22 protein-coding genes are annotated in these 21,807 nt (G+C 59.3%); 14 read left to right on the top strand and 8 right to left on the bottom strand.

Annotated elements, in window-relative coordinates; translation table 11 throughout:
- Positions 1 to 14 precede the first annotated feature (14 nt).
- Positions 15 to 1,163 (bottom strand): SRPBCC family protein, encoded by a 1,149-nt coding sequence (locus C2L65_RS39345; protein WP_042305210.1) that lies wholly within the window; start codon positions 1,161 to 1,163, stop codon positions 15 to 17.
- A gap of 189 nt (positions 1,164 to 1,352) precedes the next feature.
- On the bottom strand, positions 1,353 to 2,279 hold the full coding sequence (locus tag C2L65_RS39340) for a LysR family transcriptional regulator (RefSeq protein ID WP_007736830.1): 927 nt from the start codon (positions 2,277 to 2,279) through the stop codon (positions 1,353 to 1,355).
- Between the two features lie 243 nt (positions 2,280 to 2,522).
- Between C2L65_RS39340 and C2L65_RS39335 the strand changes: the two genes are divergently transcribed.
- The 7 genes from C2L65_RS39335 to C2L65_RS39305 all read left to right on the top strand — a co-directional run bounded on the left by C2L65_RS39335 (position 2,523) and on the right by C2L65_RS39305 (position 9,651).
- Positions 2,523 to 3,860 carry a flavin-containing monooxygenase gene (locus C2L65_RS39335; protein WP_042305209.1) on the top strand — a complete coding sequence of 446 codons (1,338 nt, stop codon included), beginning with the start codon at positions 2,523 to 2,525 and terminating at the stop codon, positions 3,858 to 3,860.
- 54 nt (positions 3,861 to 3,914) lie between these two features.
- Positions 3,915 to 4,352: a RidA family protein gene (locus C2L65_RS39330; protein WP_007736826.1), complete on the top strand. Its 438-nt coding sequence runs from the start codon at positions 3,915 to 3,917 to the stop codon at positions 4,350 to 4,352.
- 10 nt (positions 4,353 to 4,362) lie between these two features.
- The gene (locus C2L65_RS39325; RefSeq protein ID WP_042305208.1) at positions 4,363 to 5,040 is read left to right on the top strand and encodes a DUF1028 domain-containing protein; all 678 of its coding nucleotides are present in this window, start codon (positions 4,363 to 4,365) and stop codon (positions 5,038 to 5,040) included.
- Positions 5,033 to 6,202, top strand: coding sequence for an acetylornithine deacetylase (gene argE, locus C2L65_RS39320; protein ID WP_042305207.1), 1,170 nt, complete (start codon positions 5,033 to 5,035; stop codon positions 6,200 to 6,202). Before C2L65_RS39325 ends, argE begins: the two co-directional genes overlap by 8 nt.
- A gap of 93 nt (positions 6,203 to 6,295) precedes the next feature.
- Positions 6,296 to 7,711 carry a purine-cytosine permease family protein gene (locus tag C2L65_RS39315; RefSeq protein WP_174485033.1) on the top strand — a complete coding sequence of 472 codons (1,416 nt, stop codon included), beginning with the start codon at positions 6,296 to 6,298 and terminating at the stop codon, positions 7,709 to 7,711.
- Positions 7,712 to 8,015: 304 nt separating this feature from the next.
- A complete protein-coding gene (locus tag C2L65_RS39310) occupies positions 8,016 to 8,399 on the top strand; it encodes a nuclear transport factor 2 family protein (RefSeq protein ID WP_042305205.1) in 384 nt (127 codons plus the stop codon).
- A gap of 241 nt (positions 8,400 to 8,640) precedes the next feature.
- Complete coding sequence (locus C2L65_RS39305) at positions 8,641 to 9,651, top strand: GlxA family transcriptional regulator (RefSeq protein WP_042305204.1); 1,011 nt, start codon at positions 8,641 to 8,643, stop codon at positions 9,649 to 9,651.
- Positions 9,652 to 9,742: 91 nt separating this feature from the next.
- On the opposite strand, the gene C2L65_RS39300 is transcribed toward C2L65_RS39305, so the two are convergent.
- Positions 9,743 to 10,963 (bottom strand): MFS transporter, encoded by a 1,221-nt coding sequence (locus C2L65_RS39300; protein WP_042305203.1) that lies wholly within the window; start codon positions 10,961 to 10,963, stop codon positions 9,743 to 9,745.
- A 141-nt stretch (positions 10,964 to 11,104) separates the two neighbouring features.
- Here C2L65_RS39300 and C2L65_RS39295 point away from each other — a divergent pair, with 141 nt between their 5' ends.
- Complete coding sequence (locus C2L65_RS39295; RefSeq protein ID WP_042305202.1) at positions 11,105 to 12,025, top strand: LysR family transcriptional regulator; 921 nt, start codon at positions 11,105 to 11,107, stop codon at positions 12,023 to 12,025.
- Positions 12,026 to 12,081: 56 nt separating this feature from the next.
- Here the strand turns inward: C2L65_RS39295 and C2L65_RS39290 are convergent, their stop codons facing one another.
- Positions 12,082 to 12,663 carry a DNA-3-methyladenine glycosylase gene (locus C2L65_RS39290; protein ID WP_233446654.1) on the bottom strand — a complete coding sequence of 194 codons (582 nt, stop codon included), beginning with the start codon at positions 12,661 to 12,663 and terminating at the stop codon, positions 12,082 to 12,084.
- 333 nt (positions 12,664 to 12,996) lie between these two features.
- Here C2L65_RS39290 and C2L65_RS39285 point away from each other — a divergent pair, with 333 nt between their 5' ends.
- Together C2L65_RS39285 and C2L65_RS39280 are read left to right on the top strand one after the other, a co-directional pair.
- Positions 12,997 to 13,851, top strand: coding sequence for an SDR family NAD(P)-dependent oxidoreductase (locus C2L65_RS39285; protein ID WP_042305200.1), 855 nt, complete (start codon positions 12,997 to 12,999; stop codon positions 13,849 to 13,851).
- A gap of 343 nt (positions 13,852 to 14,194) precedes the next feature.
- Positions 14,195 to 14,683: a cache domain-containing protein gene (locus C2L65_RS39280; protein ID WP_042305353.1), complete on the top strand. Its 489-nt coding sequence runs from the start codon at positions 14,195 to 14,197 to the stop codon at positions 14,681 to 14,683.
- Positions 14,684 to 14,849: 166 nt separating this feature from the next.
- Here the strand turns inward: C2L65_RS39280 and C2L65_RS39275 are convergent, their stop codons facing one another.
- From C2L65_RS39275 to C2L65_RS39265, 3 genes are all read right to left on the bottom strand, one after another.
- Positions 14,850 to 15,299, bottom strand: coding sequence for an ester cyclase (locus tag C2L65_RS39275; protein ID WP_042305199.1), 450 nt, complete (start codon positions 15,297 to 15,299; stop codon positions 14,850 to 14,852).
- A gap of 403 nt (positions 15,300 to 15,702) precedes the next feature.
- Complete coding sequence (locus C2L65_RS39270) at positions 15,703 to 16,395, bottom strand: phosphatase PAP2 family protein (RefSeq protein ID WP_042305198.1); 693 nt, start codon at positions 16,393 to 16,395, stop codon at positions 15,703 to 15,705.
- A 291-nt stretch (positions 16,396 to 16,686) separates the two neighbouring features.
- Positions 16,687 to 17,403: a transposase gene (locus tag C2L65_RS39265; RefSeq protein ID WP_042305197.1), complete on the bottom strand. Its 717-nt coding sequence runs from the start codon at positions 17,401 to 17,403 to the stop codon at positions 16,687 to 16,689.
- Positions 17,404 to 18,075: 672 nt separating this feature from the next.
- Between C2L65_RS39265 and cysS the strand changes: the two genes are divergently transcribed.
- Positions 18,076 to 19,482, top strand: a complete 1,407-nt coding sequence (gene cysS / locus C2L65_RS39260) for a cysteine--tRNA ligase (protein ID WP_042305196.1) — start codon at positions 18,076 to 18,078, stop codon at positions 19,480 to 19,482.
- 53 nt (positions 19,483 to 19,535) lie between these two features.
- Here the strand turns inward: cysS and C2L65_RS39255 are convergent, their stop codons facing one another.
- Entirely contained in the window at positions 19,536 to 19,880 is a 345-nt protein-coding gene (locus C2L65_RS39255) for a BON domain-containing protein (RefSeq protein WP_042305195.1), read from the bottom strand.
- A gap of 256 nt (positions 19,881 to 20,136) precedes the next feature.
- Here C2L65_RS39255 and C2L65_RS39250 point away from each other — a divergent pair, with 256 nt between their 5' ends.
- The 3 genes from C2L65_RS39250 to C2L65_RS39240 are packed head-to-tail and all read left to right on the top strand — an operon-like array spanning position 20,137 to position 21,648.
- Complete coding sequence (locus C2L65_RS39250; protein WP_042305194.1) at positions 20,137 to 20,520, top strand: MmgE/PrpD family protein; 384 nt, start codon at positions 20,137 to 20,139, stop codon at positions 20,518 to 20,520.
- Between the two features lie 14 nt (positions 20,521 to 20,534).
- Positions 20,535 to 20,897, top strand: a complete 363-nt coding sequence (locus C2L65_RS39245; RefSeq protein WP_042305352.1) for a cupin domain-containing protein — start codon at positions 20,535 to 20,537, stop codon at positions 20,895 to 20,897.
- A 4-nt stretch (positions 20,898 to 20,901) separates the two neighbouring features.
- Positions 20,902 to 21,648 carry an SDR family NAD(P)-dependent oxidoreductase gene (locus C2L65_RS39240; RefSeq protein ID WP_042305193.1) on the top strand — a complete coding sequence of 249 codons (747 nt, stop codon included), beginning with the start codon at positions 20,902 to 20,904 and terminating at the stop codon, positions 21,646 to 21,648.
- The last annotated feature ends 159 nt before the right edge of the window (positions 21,649 to 21,807 follow it).

Genomic DNA, 21,807 nt, shown 5'->3' with positions numbered 1-21,807 from the left:
GTGTTGCTTCGTAATCAATGCGTGCCGATCTTCGCCGCGAGATAGCGCGCGAAGTCATAGTTAGGGCGTTCGAGATGGCTCAGATGACCGGGCTTGGCAAGCGGTGCATGCACGCCGCGAAATACCGCTTCCACGCCGCGTCGGTCTTCCGCGTTCACGTCGTCGAGGAGCTTCTTGAGCGTTGCCATGTATTCATGCGCTTGCGGATCGGCGACGAATTCCGGCGCCAGTCCACCGCCGAAGCGGATATGCACACGCCCCACGCCTTCGGGCTGCAGCACGAGATACCAGAAGTAGCCCGGCGTCAGCGTCACGAGATGCGTTGGGTAAATCGCAAGCAGGGCGGTCGTCTTGCGCCAGTGTCCCGTTAGACGCGTGTTGTCGGGATGCGCGTTGCCGATCGGCAAGGAAGCTTCCTTCGTGATCCAGTGATAGTTGAAGGCTGGAAGACCGGGCGGGCATTCCATTTCTTCGAGCCGCGAATGCGGGCCTACCGTCGCGCGATGCAGCATCGGCAGGTGATAGCTCTCCATGAAGTTTTCCGCGAGGATCTTCCAGTTCGTGTCCCACACGTGTTCTTCATAGAAAGTTTCGATGTAGTCGGACATGCCGTATGCGCCGATCAACTCGTTCAATTCAGCGAGTTGCGCGTGAACGGGTGGGGCGTTTTCATCGAGCGTCACGTAGATCCAGCCCTGCCATTCTTCACAGCGAACGGCAGGCAGGCGATAGCTTTCCTTGCAGAAGCCTTCTTGCCGATCCATCAGCGGCGCACCTTTCAGCGCGCCATCGAGCGAGTAATTCCACGCGTGATATGGGCACACGATCCTGCGCACATTGCCGCGTCCTTCGAGCAGTACCGACATGCGATGCAGGCAGACATTCGACATCGCCTTCAATTGCATCTGCTCGTCGCGCAGCACGACGATCGGCTGGTCGCCGATCCGCGTAGTCAGATAGTCGCCGGCATTCTTCAGCGCGCTAGCGCGGCCGACGCATTGCCATTCGCGCGAGAAGATATCGCGCTCTTCCAGCGCGAGAAACTCGGGTGACGTGTAGACACCGGGCGGCATCGAGCGCGCTTCGCTGAAGGGTCGATCGCAACCGGTCAGCAGCTCATCGACCAGCGCTTCTATTGCGATCGTCCTTACCGGATGTGCCATGTCGCCCTCCTTGTTTCGAGCTACCGAGAGCGCGCCGACGCTGGATTGCGTGGTGTTGCGCTCGACATGGACATCAATCTATCAAGCCAAATTCCCAGCCAAAATATTGTTTTTGGATGCAAAGCAAAGGTTTTTACTATGTAGCGCGGATGCTGCTCGCGCGGGCTTTGACGCGCGTTTCAAACAGGATTACGTGTCCAGATGCAGCCGCCGGATATAAGTCTCGCAATACGACGCAAACCGTTGCACCACCTGCCTGGGCCGCATCGTGCGCGATTGCGCGATGCCGAGTGTCGTCGCGTTGACGTTGTCCTTGAAGCGCTTCACGACGAAGTCTTCGCCGTCCACGGTACGGTTCGACTTGAGCGGAAAGTTGAGGATGCTGTAGCCGAGTCCGTTCGCCACCATGCCGCGCACGACTTCCGGCTGCGACGAGCGGAAGGCGGGCACGGGCCGGCTGCCCACGGCGTCGAACAGCGCGGCGAAGTACTCGCGGCTATGCGGCAGATCCAGCATCACGTAAGGCTCGTGCAACAGGTCCGTCAACGATACCTTGCGCGCGCGGGCAAGACGATGCGATGTCGGCAGGATCACGTATGGCGGCAGCGACAGCAGCGGCGTGAAGGCGATGTCTTCCGTCAGATCGAGGCTATAGGTCAGAACTATGTCGAGCGAGCCGTCATGCAGGCCTCTTAGCAGACCGTCCTGATGCGCTTCGACCGTTCGAAACGAAATGCCCGCGTGCTCGCTCGCGAACCGGCTGATAAGCCTCGGCATCAAGGGCGGCGCGAGCGACACCAGGCAGCCGAGCGCAATCGAGCCGGTCATGCCGCCGTCCATCTCTTTGGCCGATGTCTGCAATTCTTCGGCGATCTTCAGCAGATTGCGCGCCTGTCCCAGCAGGTCGCGGCCCGCTTGCGTGAGTGACAGGCCGCTCGCGTGATGTCTGATGAAAAGCTGCACGCCGAATGACGATTCGAGGTCGGCGAGTGCCGTCGAGATCGACGGCTGCGAGATATGCAGGCGCTTCGCGGCGGCCGTGAACGACAGCGTTTCCGCCGTGACCACGAAATAGCGCAGCTGACGAAGCGAGTAACGCAGGGGATGGTTTTCCATCGGCAATGCTCCAGATTCGGGCGTTCATTGCGCACCATTGTGAGGCGGTCAAAAAACGCTGCATAGGTAAATCGGATGCAATGCATTTTTTAAATATATTTTTCGGATTCGAGGGGCGCGCGTAGATTCTGCACCAGGACAGCTGATTCACGGTGCTGCGCGCCGTTCGACAAGTCGCTTCGCCTGCATCGAACGCGACGTCACGACGGCTCGAATCAAACCGCCTTTGAGAAGGACTTAGCCATGGCAGTGAAAACAACGTCAATCGACACGCTCGTAGTCGGCGCCGGTCAGGCCGGCGTGGCGATGAGCGAACATTTGAGCAACATCGGCGTGCCGCATATCGTGCTGGAGCGCGCGCGCATCGCCGAGCGGTGGCGCACGGGACGCTGGGATTCGCTGGTTGCGAATGGGCCCGCGTGGCACGATCGTTTCCCTAATCTGGAGTTCGCCGAAGTCGATCCGGATGGCTTCGCTTCGAAGGATCAGGTCGCGGATTACTTCGTCGCCTATGCGAAGAAATTCGATGCGCCGATCCGCACCGGCGTCGAAGTGAAGAAGGTGGTGCGCAATGCGGGTCACCAGGGTTTCACTGTCGAGACCTCGGACGGTACCTTCGAAGCCAACCGTGTGGTCGTCGCGACGGGACCGTTTCAACGCCCGTTGATTCCCGCCGTCGCGCCGAAATCAGATCGGTTCACGCAGATTCATTCCGCCGACTATCGCAATCCCCAACAGTTGCCAGAAGGCGGCGTGCTCGTGATCGGCGCAGGTTCGTCGGGCGTGCAGATCGCGGATGAATTGCAGCGTTCGGGCAGGCAGGTGTATCTGTCGGTCGGGCCGCACGATCGCCCGCCGCGCGGCTATCGCGGCCGCGACTTCTGCTGGTGGCTCGGCGTGCTCGGTGAATGGGATGCCGAAGTCATGCGCCCTGGTAAGGAGCACGTGACCATCGCGGTGAGCGGCGCGCGCGGCGGCCATACGGTGGACTTTCGACGTCTGGCGCATCAGGGCGTCACGCTCGTTGGTCTGACGAAATCGTTCGACGATAGCGTCGTAACGTTCGACTCGGATCTCGCGGACAACATCGCGCGTGGTGACGAAAACTATCTGTCGCTGCTCGATGCAGCGGATGCCTACGCTGCCCGCAACGGTCTCGATCTTCCGGAAGAACCCGAGGCGCGCGTCATTCCTGCAGACCCGGACTGTGTGATCAATCCGATTATCGAACTCGATCTGGTCAAGGCAGGCGTGACGTCGATCATCTGGGCAACGGGCTATGCCGTCGATTTCAACTGGCTGCAAGTCGATGCCTTCGACGACAAAGGCAAGCCGAAGCATCAGCGTGGTGTTTCGAAAGAACCGGGCATCTATTTTCTTGGTCTTCCGTGGCTGTCGCGTCGCGGTTCCGCTTTCATCTGGGGCGTGTGGCATGACGCGAAGCACATTGCCGATCACATCGCGACGCAGCGCAAATATCTCGCGTACTACGACGCGCCCGATAGCCACGCAAAGGCGTCGAACGGCGCTGCTGTAGCCGATGCAAGCATTCACAAAGTCAGCGAACTCGACCTGAGTTGACGCGCCCACGAACCCGACCCGCATTCTCCTTTTATTTCGTATCAAGGTGCATTGATGAGCCAACCTACGCATACCCGTATTCGCATGTTCAACACGAAGGACACGTATCCGAATCAGACGCTCGACAACGACCTGTGTCAGGCCGTTCGCGCAGGCAATACGGTGTACGTGCGCGGCCAGGTGGGGACCGATTTCGACGGCAAGCTCGTGGGACTCGGTGATCCGCGCGCGCAGGCCGAGCAGGCGATGAAGAACCTCAAGCAGTTGCTGGAAGAAGCGGGCAGCGACCTGTCGCACGTCGTCAAGACGACCACGTATCTGACGGATGTGCGGTATCGCGAGCCCGTGTATCAGGAAGTCGGCAAGTGGCTCAAGGGTGTGTTCCCGATTTCGACGGGCCTGGTGGTGACGGCTTTGGGTCAGCCGCAGTGGCTGATGGAGATCGACGTGATCGCCGTCATTCCGGAAGGATGGACGCGGTCTCAGGGCTGAGGAACACGACATGACTTTTTCTATCGTCGGACGTTGTGCGGAAACGGGGCAACTCGGCATCGCGATCAGTTCTTCGAGCATCGCAGTGGGCGCGCGATGCCCGTGGCTGCGCGCAGGCGTGGGCGCAGTGGCGACGCAGAACGTGACGCTGCCCGCGCTCGGCCCGCAGATTCTCGATCTGCTGGAGCACACGCTACTCGAACCAGCCGCGGCGCTGGACCGTGCGCTCGGTGCGAACGACTGGAGCGAGTATCGACAGGTCACGGTGATCGACGCCAGCGGACGCACCGCGTTTTTCAGCGGCAAGGAAGCGCTGGGCACGTATCACGCGGTGGCGGGCGAGCAATGCGTCGCGGCGGGCAACATGCTTGCGGGCATCGACGTGATCGAGGCGATGGCGCCTGCGTTCGCGAAAGCAAAAGGTGCGCTTGCCGATCGGCTGCTTGCTGCGATGCATGCCGCGATGGCGGCGGGCGGCGAAGCGGGCCCTGTGCATTCGGCGGCGCTGAAGATCGTCGGCGATCAGATCTGGCCGATCGTGGATTTGCGCATCGACTGGGCCGACGACGATCCCATCGGCAAGCTCGACGGCCTCTGGCAAGCGTACAAGCCGCAAATGCAGGATTACGTGACCCGCGCGCTCAATCCAACGGCCGCGCCGAGTTATGGAGTACCGGGTGATGAGTGACAACTCGAGCCGCGCGCTGCTCGAACGGCTGATCGGATTTCCCACCGTCAGCCGGGACTCCAATCTGGAGATGATCGATTTCATCCGGCACTACCTCGGCGATCTCGGTGTTCATAGCGAGCTGTTCTATAACGCAGAGCGCACGAAGGCGAATCTGTTCGCGACGATCGGCCCTGATGCTGGCGGTGGCATCGTGTTGTCGGGCCACACCGACGTGGTGCCCGTCGACGGACAGCCGTGGACGGTCGAACCGTTCCGTCTGAGCGAACAGGACGGGCGCCTGTACGGACGCGGCACGGCGGATATGAAGGGCTTCATCGCATCGGTATTGGCAGCGGTGCCTGCGTTTCTCGCGCGCGATCTGAGAGTGCCCGTGCATCTCGCGTTCTCCTATGACGAAGAAGTGGGATGTCTCGGCGTGCGGCCGATGCTCGCAGAACTCGCGAAGCGCGCGCACAAGCCTGCGTTGTGCCTGATCGGCGAACCGACGGAATTGAAGCCGGTGCTGGGTCACAAAGGCAAGCTGGCGATGCGCTGCCAGGTAAAAGGCGCGCCTTGCCATTCGGCGTACGCGCCTTACGGTGTCAACGCGATTCAGTACGCGGCGCGTCTGATCAACCGTCTCGACGAGATCGGCGAGAAGCTATCTTTGCCTGAACAGCACGACGAACGCTTCGATCCGCCGTACTCGACGGTGCAGACGGGCGTCATCAAAGGTGGCCGCGCGCTCAACATCGTGCCGGCCGAATGTGAGTTCGATTTCGAAGTGCGGGCGCTGCCCGGCTACGACGCAACGCACGTGGCCGACGAATTGCAGACTTACGCGCAGACCCAGCTATTGCCGAAGATGCGCGCGGTGAATGCCGAAACCGATATTCGCCTCGAGTCGCTCTCGGCCTATCCCGGTCTCGCGACGCCGCCCGACAGCGACGCAGCGCAGCTACTCGCACTGCTGTGTGGCTCCCGCGAGTTCGGCACGGTGGCATTCGGCACCGAAGGCGGACTCTTCAATCAGGCGGGCATACCCGCCGTGGTCTGCGGACCGGGCAGCATGGACCAGGGACACAAGCCGGACGAATTCGTCACAGTCGAACAACTCGAAGCGTGCGATGCGATGTTGACGCGACTGGCGGATCACCTTTCGACCCGATCCGGCGCGTGATTCAAACGGATGAATGCAAGCAACGAGCGCGCTCGGGCCACGCCTGAGCCGCTGAATAGCGCAGCGCAGCTGCGCGAGACAGGAGACAGCATCTTGGCCACCACGGACAGTAAAGCTTCCCAATTAATCGAAAAACACACGATTGGCTATGTGCCACGCGAGGATCGTCACGGCAAGGTGCGCGATCTGTTCACGCTCTGGTTCGGCGGCAATATCGCGCCGTTGCCTATCGTGACGGGAGCGCTCGGCGTCCAGCTCTTCCATCTGAATTTGTTCTGGGGCATCGTCGCGATCGTCGTGGGACAGGCTGTAGGCGGTGTGCTGATGGCGCTGCATTCGGCACAAGGCCCTCAGATGGGCATTCCGCAGATGATCCAGAGCCGGGCCCAGTTTGGATCATGGGGCGCGCTGCTCGTCACGGTCATCGCGGGCGTGATGTATGTGGGCTTCTTCGCTTCCAACATCGTGCTGGCCGGGAAATCGTTGCACGGGATCGAATCGAGTGTTCCCGTACCGGTGGGCATCATCGTCGGCGCGTTGGGCTCGGGGCTGATCGGCATCGTCGGTTATCGCTTCATTCACATACTGAACCGGATCGGCACGTGGGTGCTCGGCATCGGTATCTTCGTCGGTTTCTGGTACATCCTGACGCACGTTTCGACGGCGGACTTTCTGACGCGCGGTGGTTTCAATATCGCCGGCTGGCTCGCGACGGTCTCGCTGTCCGCGCTCTGGCAAATCGCGTTTGCGCCGTACGTGTCCGACTATTCGCGCTACCTGCCTGAGAATGTCAGTGTCGCGTCGACGTTCTGGGCGACGTATCTGGGCTGTACGATCGGCTCGACGCTTGCGTTCGTGTTCGGCGCCGTTGCCGTGCTGGCCGTGCCGCCCGGCGTCGATGCAATGGATGCCGTCAAGCAGGCGACGGGACCGCTCGGCTTGCCGATGCTGGTGCTCTTCCTGCTCAGCGTCATCAGTCATAACGCGTTGAATCTCTACGGCGCGGTGCTCGCGGCGATCACGTCGGTGCAGACCTTTGCGTACCGCTGGATTCCGACGGCCAAAACGCGCGCGGTGTTCTCGTTCGTCATTCTTGCTGCGTGCTGCTATGCGGCGCTCGGGGCGTCGACGAACTTCGTGGGCAATCTGGTCGATCTCGTGCTTGCGCTGCTCGTCGTGCTCGTGCCGTGGACGGCAATCAATCTGATCGATTTCTACGTCATCCATAAAGGCAAGTACGACATCGATTCGATCTTCGAGGCGGACGGCGGCATTTACGGGCGCTTCAATCCGCAAGCGCTCATTGCGTACGCAGTGGGCATTGCAGTGCAGATTCCATTCATGAACACACCGATGTATGCGGGACCCGTACCGGGTTATCTGGATGGCGCGGATCTTTCATGGGTGATCGGCCTCGTTCTGACGTCGCCGCTGTACTACTGGCTGGCAACGCGGAATACGACGTATCGGCGCCGCCTGAATGCAGGGATGCGGGCGTCGGTTCGTTAGGCGAATCTCGATCTGAAACGACAGTAAAAAGGGAGCCCCGCGCATCGCGGGGCTCCGAACATCCGGACGTGCCACAACAAATGGCTGACGTGAAAAAAACACAGCACGTGGGAGAAGGCCATCGATGAGTCGGGATCGGAGCTTGTCCTACCGTATGCGTGACGCTTAATGGCGCGCCTGCGGGCATTTGGGCCTATGCTGCTGACATTGGTCGCCGGGTTCGCACTGGCAACACCCGCACACGCATTGCTTGCGACCGAGATTACAAAAGCCCGAGTTCACATCCTGATGCCGGAGGTGGCGAATGAAAGAGGAACAGATTCGTGAAGTCCTGAATACGCACTGGCGAGCGTCGGCGGAAGGGGATCTCGACCTGGAACATGATATCTATCACGACGATGCCGTCTGCGATTACCCGCAGTCAGGTGAACGTATTGTCGGACGAATCAATTTGCAGGCGTTGCGCGGTCATCATCCCGGCCAGCCTTCCGGTTTCGATGTCAGGCGAATTCAGGGAAGCGGCGATCTCTGGATCACGGAATACACGATCAATTACACGGACCGCGCGACATATGTCGTGAGCATCATGAAGTTCCATGACACTAAGGTCATGCACGAGACCCAGTACTTTGCGGACCCTTTCGACGCACCAGACTGGCGCAGTCAATGGGTTCAGCGGATCGGGTGACGATAGCTCTCTCGAAAGCACCCGATCGCCAACTCTTCTTCCGCGCACATACCACCCTGACTATACGGAAGTATGAGCCGTCCATCCTATTGCAGTGACGTTTCAAACAATAGTAGGGTGGTTATCTGTAGGCTATACGACTAGCTTTGACAACAAGGTCGAACGTGATTGCGATCATGTCGATCCGGGTAGTCACGCGCAAGATAATGTCGTTCCAGTCGCACACGTGCGGATCCGGAAAATGAAAATCGCTATTGTCGTGCTTGACGGTGTGCAAGCGCTGGATATTGCCGGCGCACTCGATGTCTTTTCCGAAGCGAATCAATGTCTGCGGGCAGCCTGTCAGTATCAGGTTTCGTTAGTAGGTGAGCGCGCGGGCCATATAGCCTGCTCGAATTCAATGCAGCTCTCCGTCCCGTTCGACTACACAGCGTTTCAAACGTCTGTCGATGTTTTGCTGGTGACGGGTAGACCGCACTTGTCGAACTCTCGCCCGAAACGCGACTTCCTCGACTGGCTGCGCGATCGCGCTTTCCAGTCGAAGCGAATCGGCTCGATCTGCAATGGGGCGTTTCTATTAGGGCACGCAGGTGTGCTCAATGGTAGGGAAGTCACCGCCAGTTGGGCCGACGCCAGTTCTTTGGCCCGGGAGTTCCCGCTGGCTCGAATTCGTCCCGACAAAGTCCTGATACGCGACGGTAACCTGGTCTCATCCGCTGGTGCGACGGCGGGCTGGCATCTATGTCTATCTCAGGTCGCAGACGACTGGGGCCATGAATTCGCTGCACGGATCGCGACGCGTCTTGGCATGGACATGGATCATGAGGGCAGACCGTATATCGATCCCGCCGCGGGCAAGAACACGCTCATCGAGAAGGTGCAGCGATACGTCACCGATCATATCGCCGATGAACTGTCGATCGAAGAGCTTGCCAGCGCCGTCGCGGTTAGCAGAAGAAATTTTTCGAGGCTGTTTGCCAAACATGCGCAGATGACGCCATCCGCATTTGTCGAAGAACTTCGTGTGGACGCAGCGAGAAAGATACTAGGCGGGACGGACGACCCTCTGAAGACCATCGCATTCAAATGCGGTTTCCACAACGCCACGCATATGCGAATGGTCTTCCTCAGGCGTATCAACGTGACACCTATGCAATGTCGACAGCAAATGCGAGGCGTCCAGAGCGTGTATGGCATGCCGCGACGTATAGATCGGGCGGATCAATCCGTCGACCTTGAGGCTACTGCGTAACGCGCACTTACATACGGCGCACCATTACACGATGGTACTGGTCGCTACGCGATCGTATCGTTGTCCGTTCACCTTGATCGCATGATCGAAGTCACGATTGGGCCGCACTTCGCATGCGTCGGTTGCCACCAAGCCAGTGGTATGCGGAAGCAACGAGCCCCAATGCAATTCCGAAGATCACGACGCCAGTCCAGCCGAAGCGGGTCATCAGCCAGCCGCTGATCATGACGCCGATGGCACCGCCGGAAAAGGTGGCCGTCATGTAGAGACTATTGATGCGGCCCTGCGCCTTGGGATCGACGGCAAAGGCGCGCGTCTGGTTGGACACGAGACCCGACTGCACACCGATATCGAGCACGATGACCCCGATGATCAGGAACGTCAGCGACGACTCCGCGCCGGCGAGCAGCAGATAGGCGAGCGTAACGATGCCGATGCTGGCCGCAATGACAGTCCGCGAGCCGAGTCGATCTGTCGCGCGGCCTCCGAGTGAAGCGGCTAGTGCGCCCGTCGCGCCGATGATCCCAAAGCCGCCGGCCCACGCACTGCCAAGATGCTGCGGGCCGTTTGCCAGAAGCGCCGCCAGATTGACCCAGAACGCGTTGAAGCAGGCCCACAGCAGCGCCTGGACAATCATCGATTCACGAATCGGGCGATTGTCCCGAACCAGCGGCCAGAGTGAAGCGAGCAGACGCCCGTAGGAAAGATCGGTGGAAGGCACACCGCGCGGAAGCAGCGACGCGGCAGCGATCCAGACCGGGATCATGAACAGCGCTTCTACGCCGTACACCGCGCGCCAACCGTAGGCCGCGCCGATCACGCCGCTGATCGTACGGCCCAGCAGGATGCCGACCATGATGCCGCTGACGACCGTGCCGACGGAACGCCCGCGTTCACTCGGCAATGACATGACGGCAGCGAAGGGTACGAGCTGCTGAGGCACGCAACTCACGATGCCAAGACCGAAAGACGCGCCAATCAGCGGCCAGATGCCCGGTGAAAGCGCGGAACTCAGCGCGAAGACGAAGGCGAGCGCGATCTGCGCGAGCACGAGCTTGCGCCGGTCGAAGCGATCGCCCAACGGTAACAGCAAGGCGAGGCCCGTTGCAAAGCCCAGCAGCGCCGCGCCGGCGACCAGATCGACGGTGGTCAGGTCGACCTGCAGGCCGGAAGCGATCAGCGGCAGGATTGGCTGCGTGCAGTAGATGTTGGTGATCACCGCGCCGGCGATGACGGCCATCATGACGATCTTCGCGCGTGACGCGACTGCGGGGGTCTGGGGATTCTTGGACGTAGTTGGCAGGCCGTTCACGGCACTCTCCTTTTATTTCGATCTTCAGGGCATGTGCGGCAAGGTGCCGTGACCCACAGCCAGAAGGTTATGCGCTTGCATTTATAAAGAGAATCTCCCAACATCGGGAATCATCCTTCCATTTTTTGATAGGGCCATCCGATGAATCGGCTTGATTCCATGTCCATCCTTGTCGCGGTCGTCGACTCGGGCAGCTTGTCGGCCGCCGCGCGGCGCCTCGGCATGCCGTTGGCAACGGTGAGCCGCAAGGTGGGAGAACTGGAATCGCATCTGAAGACGCGTCTTATCCAACGCACGACGCGGCAGCTTTCATTGACGGAAGCGGGCGCCTCGTATGTGGCGGCGTGCCGGCGCATCCTCGATGAGATTGCGGAAGCCGAGCGCGCGGCGACGGGAGAATACGCGTCCCCCAAGGGCGAACTCGTGGTCACGGCGCCCGTCGTGTTCGGGCGCTTGCACGTCGTGCCCGTGGTTGCGGAATTTCTCGCGCACTATCCGGAAATCGACGTGAGCCTCGTGCTCACGGATCGCGTCGTGCATCTGATGGAGGAGCAAGCAGACGTCGCCATCCGCATTGGAGAACTCCCCGATAGCACGCTCATGGCGACGAGAGTGGGAACTGTGCGCCGGGTCGTCTGCGCGAGTCCCGCGTATCTGGCAACGCATGGTGAGCCCGTCAAGCCGCGCGATCTCGCGGCGCACGAGTGCATTACCTTCGAGGTGCTCGCATCCACGCGTGCCTGGGTGTTTGGGTCCGGCAAGTCAGAAGTGTCAGTGCCCGTTCATTCACGGCTTGCAGTCAACACGGCGGAAGCGGCGATCGCAGCCGCGATGCTCGGTGTTGGACTGGTACGTGTGTTGTCTTATCAGGTCGCGGACGCGATTCGTGACAACGCATTGAGCGTCGTGCTCGACAAGTTCGAGTCGGCGCCGTTGCCCATCAGTCTCGTGCATAAAGGACAGACACCTCTGCCGCTCAAGTTGCGCGCTTTTCTCGACTTCGTGGGGCCACGTCTACGGACCCGTACCTCGCGCATACTCGAAGACGCCACGACAAAATGATTGCTGTCGATACGACAGTTGTGACGCGCGCTCAACCATGAAGCACGATTGAGCGCTCAAGTGTCCTTTGGAAACGGTTTGCTCCAGAACTTCGACGCGGCGAGGCCGAAACGCCAGGGCAACGCGACGGCCTTGGTGATGCCGATGCGTGGCCCCGTCACGATCGACGCCGGTTGTTGCGGCGCTTCGACGTGAAAAGGCGCTTCAAGCAATGACATGCCGTTGTGCCCGTGTGTGATGCCAAGTGCCTGCCCAACGCGGCCCGGTCCAGAACAGAGCAGGCGGATCGGTTCGAGCCCGCGCCGCTGGCGCATCGCGTCCAGACCGGTCAACGGTTCGATCGCGCGGATCAGTACCCCGGCGCCGTGACCTTCTTCTCGACATACGAAATTGAGGCACCAATGAATGCCGTACGAGCGGTACACGTAGGCATGTGCGGGCGGCCCGAAAAGTGTGGTGTTGCGCGCCGTTGGCCCGCAGAAAGCATGCGACGCGGGTTCCTCGGGATCGTACGCCTCCGTCTCGACGATACGGCCGCCTACGCCGTCCACCGTCAAGATCGCGCCGATCAGCCGCTGTGCTACCAGCGCTGCGGGCGCTGAAAAATCGATTGGTTCGATTTTGGAGGAAGAGGTCACGGTGGGTAACGATTCTGCTGCAAACGTATGCAGCCATTCCGATAGGTTTGCGGTAAAGACAGCTTGCTCATGTCACAGCTTGCCCGTTGAATGCGGCATCGCATCGACGGGAGTATTCACTATCGCGACTCATGTTTGAAGACGTGAACGGAAAAGACAGGTTTCGCGTTGCTCAATAGTCTCGCCCGATATGATGTGCTTCGATTGCACGAATGCGTGGCACGGGTTATGGCGTAGTAAATGGTGCTACTCTCATTCCATTCTATCTAAGCGCATCGGGATAGCTGCGGCAGTTGCGCAAAGCACCCCGGCACTCATCAAGGAACTCGACAAATGTCTCATCCTGCTCTGACCAAGGGAGCCGTTGCCGTCATCACTGGTGGCGCGGCCGGTATCGGCCTGGCCGCCGCTAAGCGGTTTGCGGGGCTTGGACTTCGTATTTGCATTGCAGACCGCGATGCCGATCGAATTGCGCATGCCGTGGAAGAAATCGCCAGGTTGAGCGCGAGCGGCGCGCAGGACGTCTTTGGACTCGAAACCGATGTCAGTGCCATTGACGATGTCCGCCGTCTGCACTCAGCCGTTGTCGAACGATTTGGCGGCACCGACGTCTTGATGAACAACGCCGGCATTCAACCGGGCAGCGCTATGTTCGGTCCCGCGGAGAACTGGACGCGCGTGCTGGGCGTGAATCTGTGCGGCCCAATCCACGGCACGCAGGTTTTCGTACCGGACATGATCAAGCGCGGTCGACCAGGGCTTGTCATCAATACGGGTTCAAAGCAAGGCATTACGACACCGCCTGGGGACCCGGCGTATAACGTGTCGAAAGCCGGATTGAAGGCGTTCACGGAGGCGCTCCAACACGAACTCCGTAACACTCCCGGGTGCAACATAAGCGCACATTTGCTGATTCCCGGCTTCGTGTTCACGGAGTTGACCCGCAAAGGCCGGACGGAAAAACCCGCTGGCGCATGGACACCTGAGCAGTCCGTCGCGTTCATGCTTGAGCGCCTCAGCGCTGGCGACTTCTACATCCTGTGTCCGGATAACGACGTGCCGCGCTCGCTCGACGAGCGCCGCATGTTATGGGCCATAGGGGATATCGTAGAAAACAGGCCTGCCTTGTCTCGTTGGCATCCGGATTACGCGGCGGCGTTCGAAGCGTTTATCGAACAGTCTCGCTAGTCGGAGCGGCTTGCGCGCGCCGTACCTGTTCGCCCGTCTTTTTCGCGCTCGTGGCTGCCGGGTTGTCATGCGCGGGGTTTAAACCGCCTGGAACCTGTAATTGAAGAGTCCAACGCCTGCTACGTAAAACGTTGGTCGAACTGGTGCAATCGGCCGGTTTCCGCCATTCGCGACCGTCCGCTGATGCGGGAAAACGATTCTGGCCAGGCTGCGGTCCGTGCGCTAGCCTTTTGCATACAGAAGGCGCTTCACTTCCACAATCCGCTCCAACATCACCATTTCAGGCCGGGAAGAGCGACCGATGTACAGAGCAGCGCTGAACTCAGCCGCTGGAGATACTGCTATGAACGGTAAAGCTCTCGTTACCAGCATATTGCTACTAGCTGGATTATTCGGTCCCGCGTCGCCTGCATTTCCTCAGTCATCTCCACCGACGTCCGAGACAGCAAAGCAAACCGAAGCGCTGGTCGACAAAGCCGCGGCGTTGATCGGAAGTAAAGGCAAGGTCGCGTTTTCCGAGTTCAGAATCAAAGGCAGCGAGTGGTTCCACGGCGACACCTATCTGTTCGTTTACGATTTGAAGGAAAATGTATTGTTGAATCCGGCCTTCCCAGCCCGCGAGGGGACCAACGTCAGCGGTCAGAAAGATACCAACGGCAAGCCGTTTCATGACGCCATGATCCAGACAGTTGAAACGAAGGGATCGGGCTGGGTTGACTACATGTTCCTGAGACCGGGGCAGAGTCAGCCATCGCATAAGTGGACCTATGTGAAGGCAGTCAAGATCGATGGAGTTCCGGGCCTGGTGGGTTCGGGATTCTATTCTGAGTAGGTTTTGGCTCGCCTTGGTTGACCTTCAACGTGCCGCTGTTGCCAAGGCTGACCTTCACGGTGAACGCCATGTCCATAGCACAGGCCGGGACGCGCCCGGCCTGTTGTCGTTGTGGTGTTGATGTGCAAAGCGTTGCTTGAAGACAGCGGAAGCGCTGCGCCTTCGATCACGCTGCGTTGATGAGTCCAAGTTGTTTCAGCGCGGTCACGCCGTCGTCCAGCCCGATTTCTTCAACTATCTTGCCGTCTTTGAGCCGAAGCACAGTTGTGCCGGTGAAGTGCATTTTCCGACCGGTCGCAGCAGGCAACGATCCGATGAGGAAATCGCTGAATGCTGGACCGGTATGTGTGCCGCCACCCTCCCAGCGGCCAACTACATAGTCTCCCTCGGCGATGAGATCGGCGGCGCCCCAGAAGTTGAGGTCCGGGAACGCTTCGCGGAAATCGGTCATGAATGCCTTGATGTCCTCGTGGCCACGCCGCGGTTCGTGCAGTGAGTATTGAAGAAGCATGTCGGGCGCGGCAAGTTCATCGACGATGTCCAGGTTGCATGCCTTGCCCCAAAAATCGGCGAACCAGCGGCCCACGACGGCCTTGTTGTCATCTTCCTTTGACATGGTGATTCCTCATTGACTGAAGTTGGGGGAGAGAAACGCAATCGCTTCCCTCTGCCTGAACGATATTGGCGTAAGCAGTCGGCTGCCCCCCGTTTCTTGCTGCAATACTCGTTGAAACCGACGCGCGGCTTATGGTGACGCGGGTCATCACGCGTGTTGTTTCGGCTGAAGTGAACTACGCCGGAGTCTGCAAGGACGACAAGCGGCATAGCAGGTCGCGTTACGCGTCACTTTGTGTTTGCAGCAATCAGACAGCAAGAATCGGGGTGTCCGCGCCGAGTCGTTGCCATATCGTGTCCACACGATCGCACAGTAGACGAGGTCGTTGGACGAAGAAGGGTGCGCTCGAATCACATGTATCTTGCGGTCGACACGCTTCCAGCGCCACACCGCAACGCGTGCTTCATAGATTTTTGATCACACCGCCCGCCAGCTTGCGGAGTTCGTCGAACTGGGTAACGAGTTCGATGCAGAGAATAAAGGCCAGCATCGCTGAAGGTCCCGGGCGGAGTTCGATCCATCGCAGCGCCGGAGTCGCATAGCGCACGCGAATCGCATCTCGCGTCATGACATAGGTAATTCCGATTCCCACAGCGGCGCCCATCAGCAAATCGGTTGGGTAGTGAAAGCCAAGATAGGCGCGCGGAACGCAAATGAACAGCACGGTATAGAGAATCGCCAGCACACCGATGCCGCGCCACACGAGGAAGATGCCGGTGGCAATCGCCATCCATAGCATCGCGTGATCGCTTGGGAAGGAACTCCAACTCGTCAGCAGGGCGTCCTTGATATTGCTACCTGCAAAGTGCAGATGCAGTTCGGCGCTATAGATGGGGCGCACCCTGAACGGCAACCAGTGGGTCAGCAGTCTTCCGACGAAGAGCGCCACGAGGCCACTGAGCAGCGTCGCGAGAACCATTTCTCGCCGCCACTCGCGGCGCTCGTCCTGCTGAAACCACATCCACCACAGCACGGGAATGAGTACGAGGCCTTTGAAGGTGTAAAGGTCCGCGATGGCTTCTATCGTTCGGATCGTGAATGGATCAAAGTGTATGTTGGACAGGTATGTTTCGATAGACGAATCGAAGCTATTCATTATTTAGTAAGAAACTGAAGCTAGTCGCATCGGCGTTAGCATAGCCCACTGAATGCGCCGCATTTTTAGTGCTTACTTTTCCTGACAATTTTTACTGCGCAATTTCATCACCAGCCTTCACTGACGGCTTACTGCGCGAGTATCCTCGTCGGGCGGCGTATGCCGATGAATACCGCGTCGATAGCCATAGCGGAAATGCCGTCCACTGTCCTTTGGTCACCCATTCGAACTTCGGCCGAGAATCCGCCGACGATCTCGTCCCTCGAATGGATGAGGAGATTCTTCTTTACATTAGCCCACGTTCGCGAGGCGGCGTGCCGTGCGAACCGTGGGCGGCCGGTCGCGCAGCAGCAAGGGCATCAAACGCCGGTTGGCTGTCTGCGCCGCCCACTCGCAATACGCGGCGCTGCCGAGCACCCAGCCCTTGAGCGTCGACTCCATCAGGTTATTGACCTCGAGTTCGTCAAGGGGCTGTGCGCTCAAATCGCGGTAAGCCTCGTGGCGCTCGAACGGCGTATTGCCGAGCGCCCGGTAGAGCGGATGGTCCTTGATGAAGCTATCGACACGCAGCCCGACGTGATGCGTGTAGCTCGACCACTGGTACTTTCCCGGTTCTGCCACGAGGCCGTGTCGCACCGGCGCATGATCGATGACCTGGCTCGCGAACAAAAAATACCGGTCGGGCTCAATCACTGTCGCACAGTAACCGCCACGCCACACCGTACCGCGGCGTCCATGGCGGCGATTGAAGGTCTCGATGTAGCGACGGCCTACCGCCTGCATCGCCATGGCCACGCTCGATTCGTATGAAGGCGTGACGAGGAACTGTACCGCGTCAGGCATGAGCACCCACGCATGGACTGCCAGATCGGCGACGCGCGCTGCGTCCGCCAGGCAGGCGAGGAAGTACAGGTAGTCTCCTTCGTCCAGGAATGCGGGCCCCGTGAGCCCCTGCAAGATAACGTGCTGCGGTTGTTCTGGGACGTAGTGCCGTGCAAGCCGTGTCATGCTGAATTAACCGGAAATCCGATGTGAGAAAGCGATCCGACAGGTATCGGGCGCGTGACGGTATGTAGCGAAATTCTATCGGTCACGTGCGTGCGGTTACATCGCGAATAGGCCTTTTTTCTGGCCTCTTTTCGTTGATTTGCCGATCGCAGCCAGCAACTCTTTTATGTCACTGCTGAATAGCGGCGGAACGTTATACATCTCCACTGCATGCGCGCCATCTGGCACCAATACATCTGCAGCACGACCGTACAGCGGTCGAAACGGCCCCAGATCTCCATTCGCATCCCACCTGAACCGGCGAAGGCCAGCAAAAGTGGCTTTCGAATTTAATCAGTAGGTATCCGAAGGATTGCGATCACCTCCAATCCGCAACCCTTCCACGACATGAACTCCCTTGGTGGCAATGATCGGTCGTTCGCAAGTCGTCACCGAAAGCAGTCATTTCGACGGTATTGACCTGGGCAGCCAACAGACGTTACGATTCTCGACATGTCTAGCCACGCCAAACTCCTCGCTTCGCTGATCCGTGCATGTTGTCAGAACGTGCCGGGGGGAAGCTGCGTCTAGCAATCAAGCTACACGTTGAAGCCAACGCCTTCTGGCCGCCCGTTGCAAAACCGGCGGCCTTTCTGTTTTTTGGCCCCTATACCGCGGGGATGGAGGGACTCGATGCCGCTTGCGCTCTATGACACCTGGTCGCGTACCGTGCGCCCGTTCGCACCAATCCACGCCGGTCGGGTCGGCATGTATTGCTGCGGACCCATCGTCTATGACTATGCGCATATAGGTAATCTCAGAACCTACGTGTTCGAGGACATCCTGCGCCGCGTACTGATGCGTAACGGTTTCGAGGTCCGGCACGTCGTCAATATCACTGACGTCGGCCATCTGACTTCTGATGCAGACGAAGGCGAAGACAAGATGGAGAAAGGTAGCCAGCGGACGGGGCAATCAGCGTGGGCCATTGCTCGACGCTACACCGACGCCTTCATCGCGGACTGGCACGCCCTCCACCTGCTGGAGCCGACAGTTTGGTGCCGTGCGACCGATCACATCACCGAACAGATCGCGTTCATTGGCGAGCTCGAACGAGCGGGCTACGTGTATCGGACGGGCGACGGTCTCTACTTCGACACCAGTAAGCAGGCTGATTACGGCTATCTCGCGCGGCTAGACCGGGCAGGTTTGCACGCGGGGAAGCGGGTCGCGCTCGGCGCGAAGAAGAACGCTACAGACTTTGCGTTGTGGAAATTCAGTCCGCCCGACGTCAGGCGGCAGATGGAATGGGAAAGCCCATGGGGTCGCGGCTTTCCCGGTTGGCATATCGAGTGCTCGGCCATGTCCGCGAAATACCTCGGCACGTGGTTTGATATCCATTGCGGCGGCGAGGACCATATCGCCGTGCATCACAACAACGAGATTGCGCAGACGGAAGCGGCATACGGCACGCGGCTTGCGAATTTCTGGCTGCACGGACACTTTCTGACGCTCGATACGAACACGAAGATGTCAAAGTCGAGCGGGGATTTCATTCGTCTTCAGACCTTGCAAAGTCGAAGCATTGATCCGCTTGCCTACCGTTATCTGTGCCTGACAGCCCATTACCGGAGCAATCTGCGCTTCAACTGGGCGTCTCTCGATGGCGCGCAGACGGCATTGAACCGGCTGCGCCATCTCTATTCGACGTGGCCGGACGCAGGTCGCGTCCATCCGGAATTCGCCGCCCGCTTCGACGCTGAGGTGAACGACGACCTGAATCTGCCGAGGGCGCTTGCCGTACTTTGGGAACTCACGAGGAGCAAACTGCCACCCGCGACTCTGAAAGCAACCGTGGACAGCTTTGATACTGTGCTCGGTCTCGGTTTGCACGAATGGAAACCTGTCGTATCTGATATTCCGGAAGACGTTCGAGTGTTACTCAGCGAACGCGAGCGAGCCAGATCTGGAAGGGATTGGGAAAGAGCCGATCACATACGGGCAGCATTAAGTGCGCGAGGCTGGAGAGTCGAGGACAGCGAAGAAGGTCAACGCCTGGTCGGAATCGCTACGGACCAGACACATGTTGGGGGCGGTTAATCACTGCATTGGCGGTGAGAGCACGGGGGCTGGTTTTTTCCGGCAAAGGCGCGTCATTGCGGCCTGAGGTGCAGATCGTTGCTCACGGATTGCGCCCCCGGCACGCCGCGCGTCACGGCAAGCGCTTTCTGAACTTGTACTTCTGAATCCACGTAGCCGGACAACTGCACGACGCCTCGATACGTCGCGACGCTGATCGGCAGCGATCTCAACCCCGAGTCCGCGACGAGCGCCTGCTTTACCCGGGCGGCGAGCGCGGCGTCATCAGTGGCGATCTGCCCCGGTGTGGTCGCGGCCGGCGTCGTCGCCGAGTGACAGCCGCTGATGAACACGGACGCGGACAACGCGAACGCCGCGAAGATCAGCAACCGGCCTTTGCTGTATAGCGCGTTTGGCATGTCGGCTATGGCAGCCTGATTGGTACACGACGAGCGTCGTGCGGGTTGGCTTCGCAGGTACACGTGTGGGGCCTCCTGAGTCCATCATGATAGTGCAGAGTGGCGGACTTTGACTGAGCCGACCCGGCCAGGTCTGTTCATGCGGCGAGCGAGTGTTTTGCTCAGTTCGGCCAGCATGCACTAGCTATAATGCAACAGCGACTCGTTACTATGTCCCGAATAGCCCGCGCCAGGCGGTACTGGGAGGTAATGCTTCATGGTCACGCCAACGCACGCCCCCCGCGTGCAGTCAACCGTGGCGCAGACATTCGGCCGTTTCTGCGCCGGCCTCGAATATGACGCGCTGCCGCCCGTCGTGGTCGAGCGCGCCAAGGACTTCTTCATTGACTCCATTCCCATTGCGCTGCACGGTTCCACTCTGGATTCGAGCCCACCAGTTCGCATGCTGGCTGCCGCAAGGCCGATCCCGGGTGGCGCAACGCTGCTCGGCCGGCCCGCCCCGACACACGCGGCCTGGGCCGCACTGGCCAACGGCATGGCCGCGCACAGCAAAGAGCTGGACGACATATTTTTTCCCGGCTCAATCCATAGCGAGTCGTTGCGCGTATTGCCCGGTCATCCACGTGCGTTCGCTTGCTAGCAAAAGGAGAAATGATGGAATGCATCGAGATATACACCAGCGACGACGGACACTCTCTATTCAGGCACATCGAGGCTTTCGAGGTCAGCCCAGTGACTTTTAAGGGCATTACCGTTTCGCTGTCTTCGCCGCAAGCGTGCGAGAGCGTACTTCTGCACGAGTTCAACAGTGACTATTTCCTCGGTTGGCACAATCCACCGTCCAGGCAATATGTGGTTGTGCTCGAAGGGGAGCTTGAAATTGTTGTGGGGAGCAATGACACGGCGCAACGCTTCGCGGCGGGCGCCGTTTTCATTGCCGGTGATTTGCACGGTAAAGGCCATACGACACGCGCGATCCAGGCAGGCCGCGCATTAGTCGTCAATTTGCGAGGATAAGGCAATGCTACTCAAGCGTGCTTTGGCTGTGGTGACGGGCGGCAGCAGTGGCATTGGCTTCGCAACCGCCGAACGATTCGTATCCGAGGGCGCGCGCGTGGTGATCAGCGGGCGTAATGCGGACAAACTGGCCCAGGCTGCGAAGAAGCTCGGCGAGAACGCTTTGGCTGTCGCCGCAGACGCCGCAAGCCCGAAAGACATGCAAAGGCTATACGAGAGCGCAGTTGGCCACTTTCAATGTGATGTAAACGTGGTGGTCGCGAATGCCGGCATTTCCCGGCAAACACCCGTGCGCGAGACGTCGTGGGAGCAATTCTCCGATGTGCTCAACGTCAATGTTGGCGCAGTCTACGCGACTGTACGCGAGTCGCTGCCGTTTCTCGCCCGGCCTGCATCGATCATCCTTGTTGCGTCGCTTGCGGCCAATCAGGGCACGAAGCATTTCTCCGCGTATTGTGCGTCTAAAGCAGCGGTGGTTTCGCTCGCCAAGAGCTTTGCCGCCGAGTTCGTCGAGCACGACATACGCGTCAACAGCATTTCACCCGGGGTTGCGGATACGCCGATCTTCGATACATTGGGAATATCCAACGCGCAACTTCTGCAATGGTCGAATGTCATTCCGATGAAGCGGCCCGCCAAGCCCGATGAAATTGCTGCGGCCATCCTCTTTCTCGCGTCGGATGCATCGCGGTATATGACGGGCGCCGATCTGGCAGTAGACGGGGGGATGTCAGGGATCAGCCCGTTTTAAAGGTGCTCACGCAAAAATTTGTAAGTGTGCTTTGGGCTCAAAACGAAAAATCAACCAAACCAAAGTATGACCACCCATACAAAAGTGCAATCGACGCTTAGCCGCGTTTGCGCTCTTATGTGATTCATGCGTGTTTTTTCATCCCGATAATTCTCGATC

Origin of the sequence: Paraburkholderia terrae (genome assembly GCF_002902925.1) — a bacterium.
In the GTDB taxonomy this organism is placed as follows: Bacteria; Pseudomonadota; Gammaproteobacteria; order Burkholderiales; family Burkholderiaceae; genus Paraburkholderia; species Paraburkholderia terrae.
Note: the sequence above shows the minus strand (reverse complement) of the source record. Positions and strands in the feature narration are given on the sequence as shown.

Excerpts from the sequence above, each read along its gene's own strand:
- C2L65_RS39305 (WP_042305204.1), top strand. The coding sequence starts at position 8,641 with ATGAAAATCGCTATTGTCGTGCTTGACGGTGTGCAAGCGCTGGATATT.
- C2L65_RS39325 (WP_042305208.1), top strand. The coding sequence starts at position 4,363 with ATGACTTTTTCTATCGTCGGACGTTGTGCGGAAACGGGGCAACTCGGC.
- C2L65_RS39265 (WP_042305197.1), bottom strand. The coding sequence starts at position 17,403 with ATGACACGGCTTGCACGGCACTACGTCCCAGAACAACCGCAGCACGTT.
- argE (WP_042305207.1), top strand. The coding sequence starts at position 5,033 with ATGAGTGACAACTCGAGCCGCGCGCTGCTCGAACGGCTGATCGGATTT.
- C2L65_RS39275 (WP_042305199.1), bottom strand. The coding sequence starts at position 15,299 with ATGTCAAAGGAAGATGACAACAAGGCCGTCGTGGGCCGCTGGTTCGCC.
- C2L65_RS39245 (WP_042305352.1), top strand. The coding sequence starts at position 20,535 with ATGGAATGCATCGAGATATACACCAGCGACGACGGACACTCTCTATTC.
- C2L65_RS39270 (WP_042305198.1), bottom strand. The coding sequence starts at position 16,395 with ATGAATAGCTTCGATTCGTCTATCGAAACATACCTGTCCAACATACAC.
- C2L65_RS39280 (WP_042305353.1), top strand. The coding sequence starts at position 14,195 with ATGAACGGTAAAGCTCTCGTTACCAGCATATTGCTACTAGCTGGATTA.
- C2L65_RS39285 (WP_042305200.1), top strand. The coding sequence starts at position 12,997 with ATGTCTCATCCTGCTCTGACCAAGGGAGCCGTTGCCGTCATCACTGGT.
- C2L65_RS39345 (WP_042305210.1), bottom strand. The coding sequence starts at position 1,163 with ATGGCACATCCGGTAAGGACGATCGCAATAGAAGCGCTGGTCGATGAG.
- C2L65_RS39335 (WP_042305209.1), top strand. The coding sequence starts at position 2,523 with ATGGCAGTGAAAACAACGTCAATCGACACGCTCGTAGTCGGCGCCGGT.
- cysS (WP_042305196.1), top strand. The coding sequence starts at position 18,076 with ATGCCGCTTGCGCTCTATGACACCTGGTCGCGTACCGTGCGCCCGTTC.
- C2L65_RS39340 (WP_007736830.1), bottom strand. The coding sequence starts at position 2,279 with ATGGAAAACCATCCCCTGCGTTACTCGCTTCGTCAGCTGCGCTATTTC.
- C2L65_RS39295 (WP_042305202.1), top strand. The coding sequence starts at position 11,105 with ATGAATCGGCTTGATTCCATGTCCATCCTTGTCGCGGTCGTCGACTCG.
- C2L65_RS39240 (WP_042305193.1), top strand. The coding sequence starts at position 20,902 with ATGCTACTCAAGCGTGCTTTGGCTGTGGTGACGGGCGGCAGCAGTGGC.
- C2L65_RS39255 (WP_042305195.1), bottom strand. The coding sequence starts at position 19,880 with ATGCCAAACGCGCTATACAGCAAAGGCCGGTTGCTGATCTTCGCGGCG.
- C2L65_RS39310 (WP_042305205.1), top strand. The coding sequence starts at position 8,016 with ATGAAAGAGGAACAGATTCGTGAAGTCCTGAATACGCACTGGCGAGCG.
- C2L65_RS39250 (WP_042305194.1), top strand. The coding sequence starts at position 20,137 with ATGGTCACGCCAACGCACGCCCCCCGCGTGCAGTCAACCGTGGCGCAG.
- C2L65_RS39330 (WP_007736826.1), top strand. The coding sequence starts at position 3,915 with ATGAGCCAACCTACGCATACCCGTATTCGCATGTTCAACACGAAGGAC.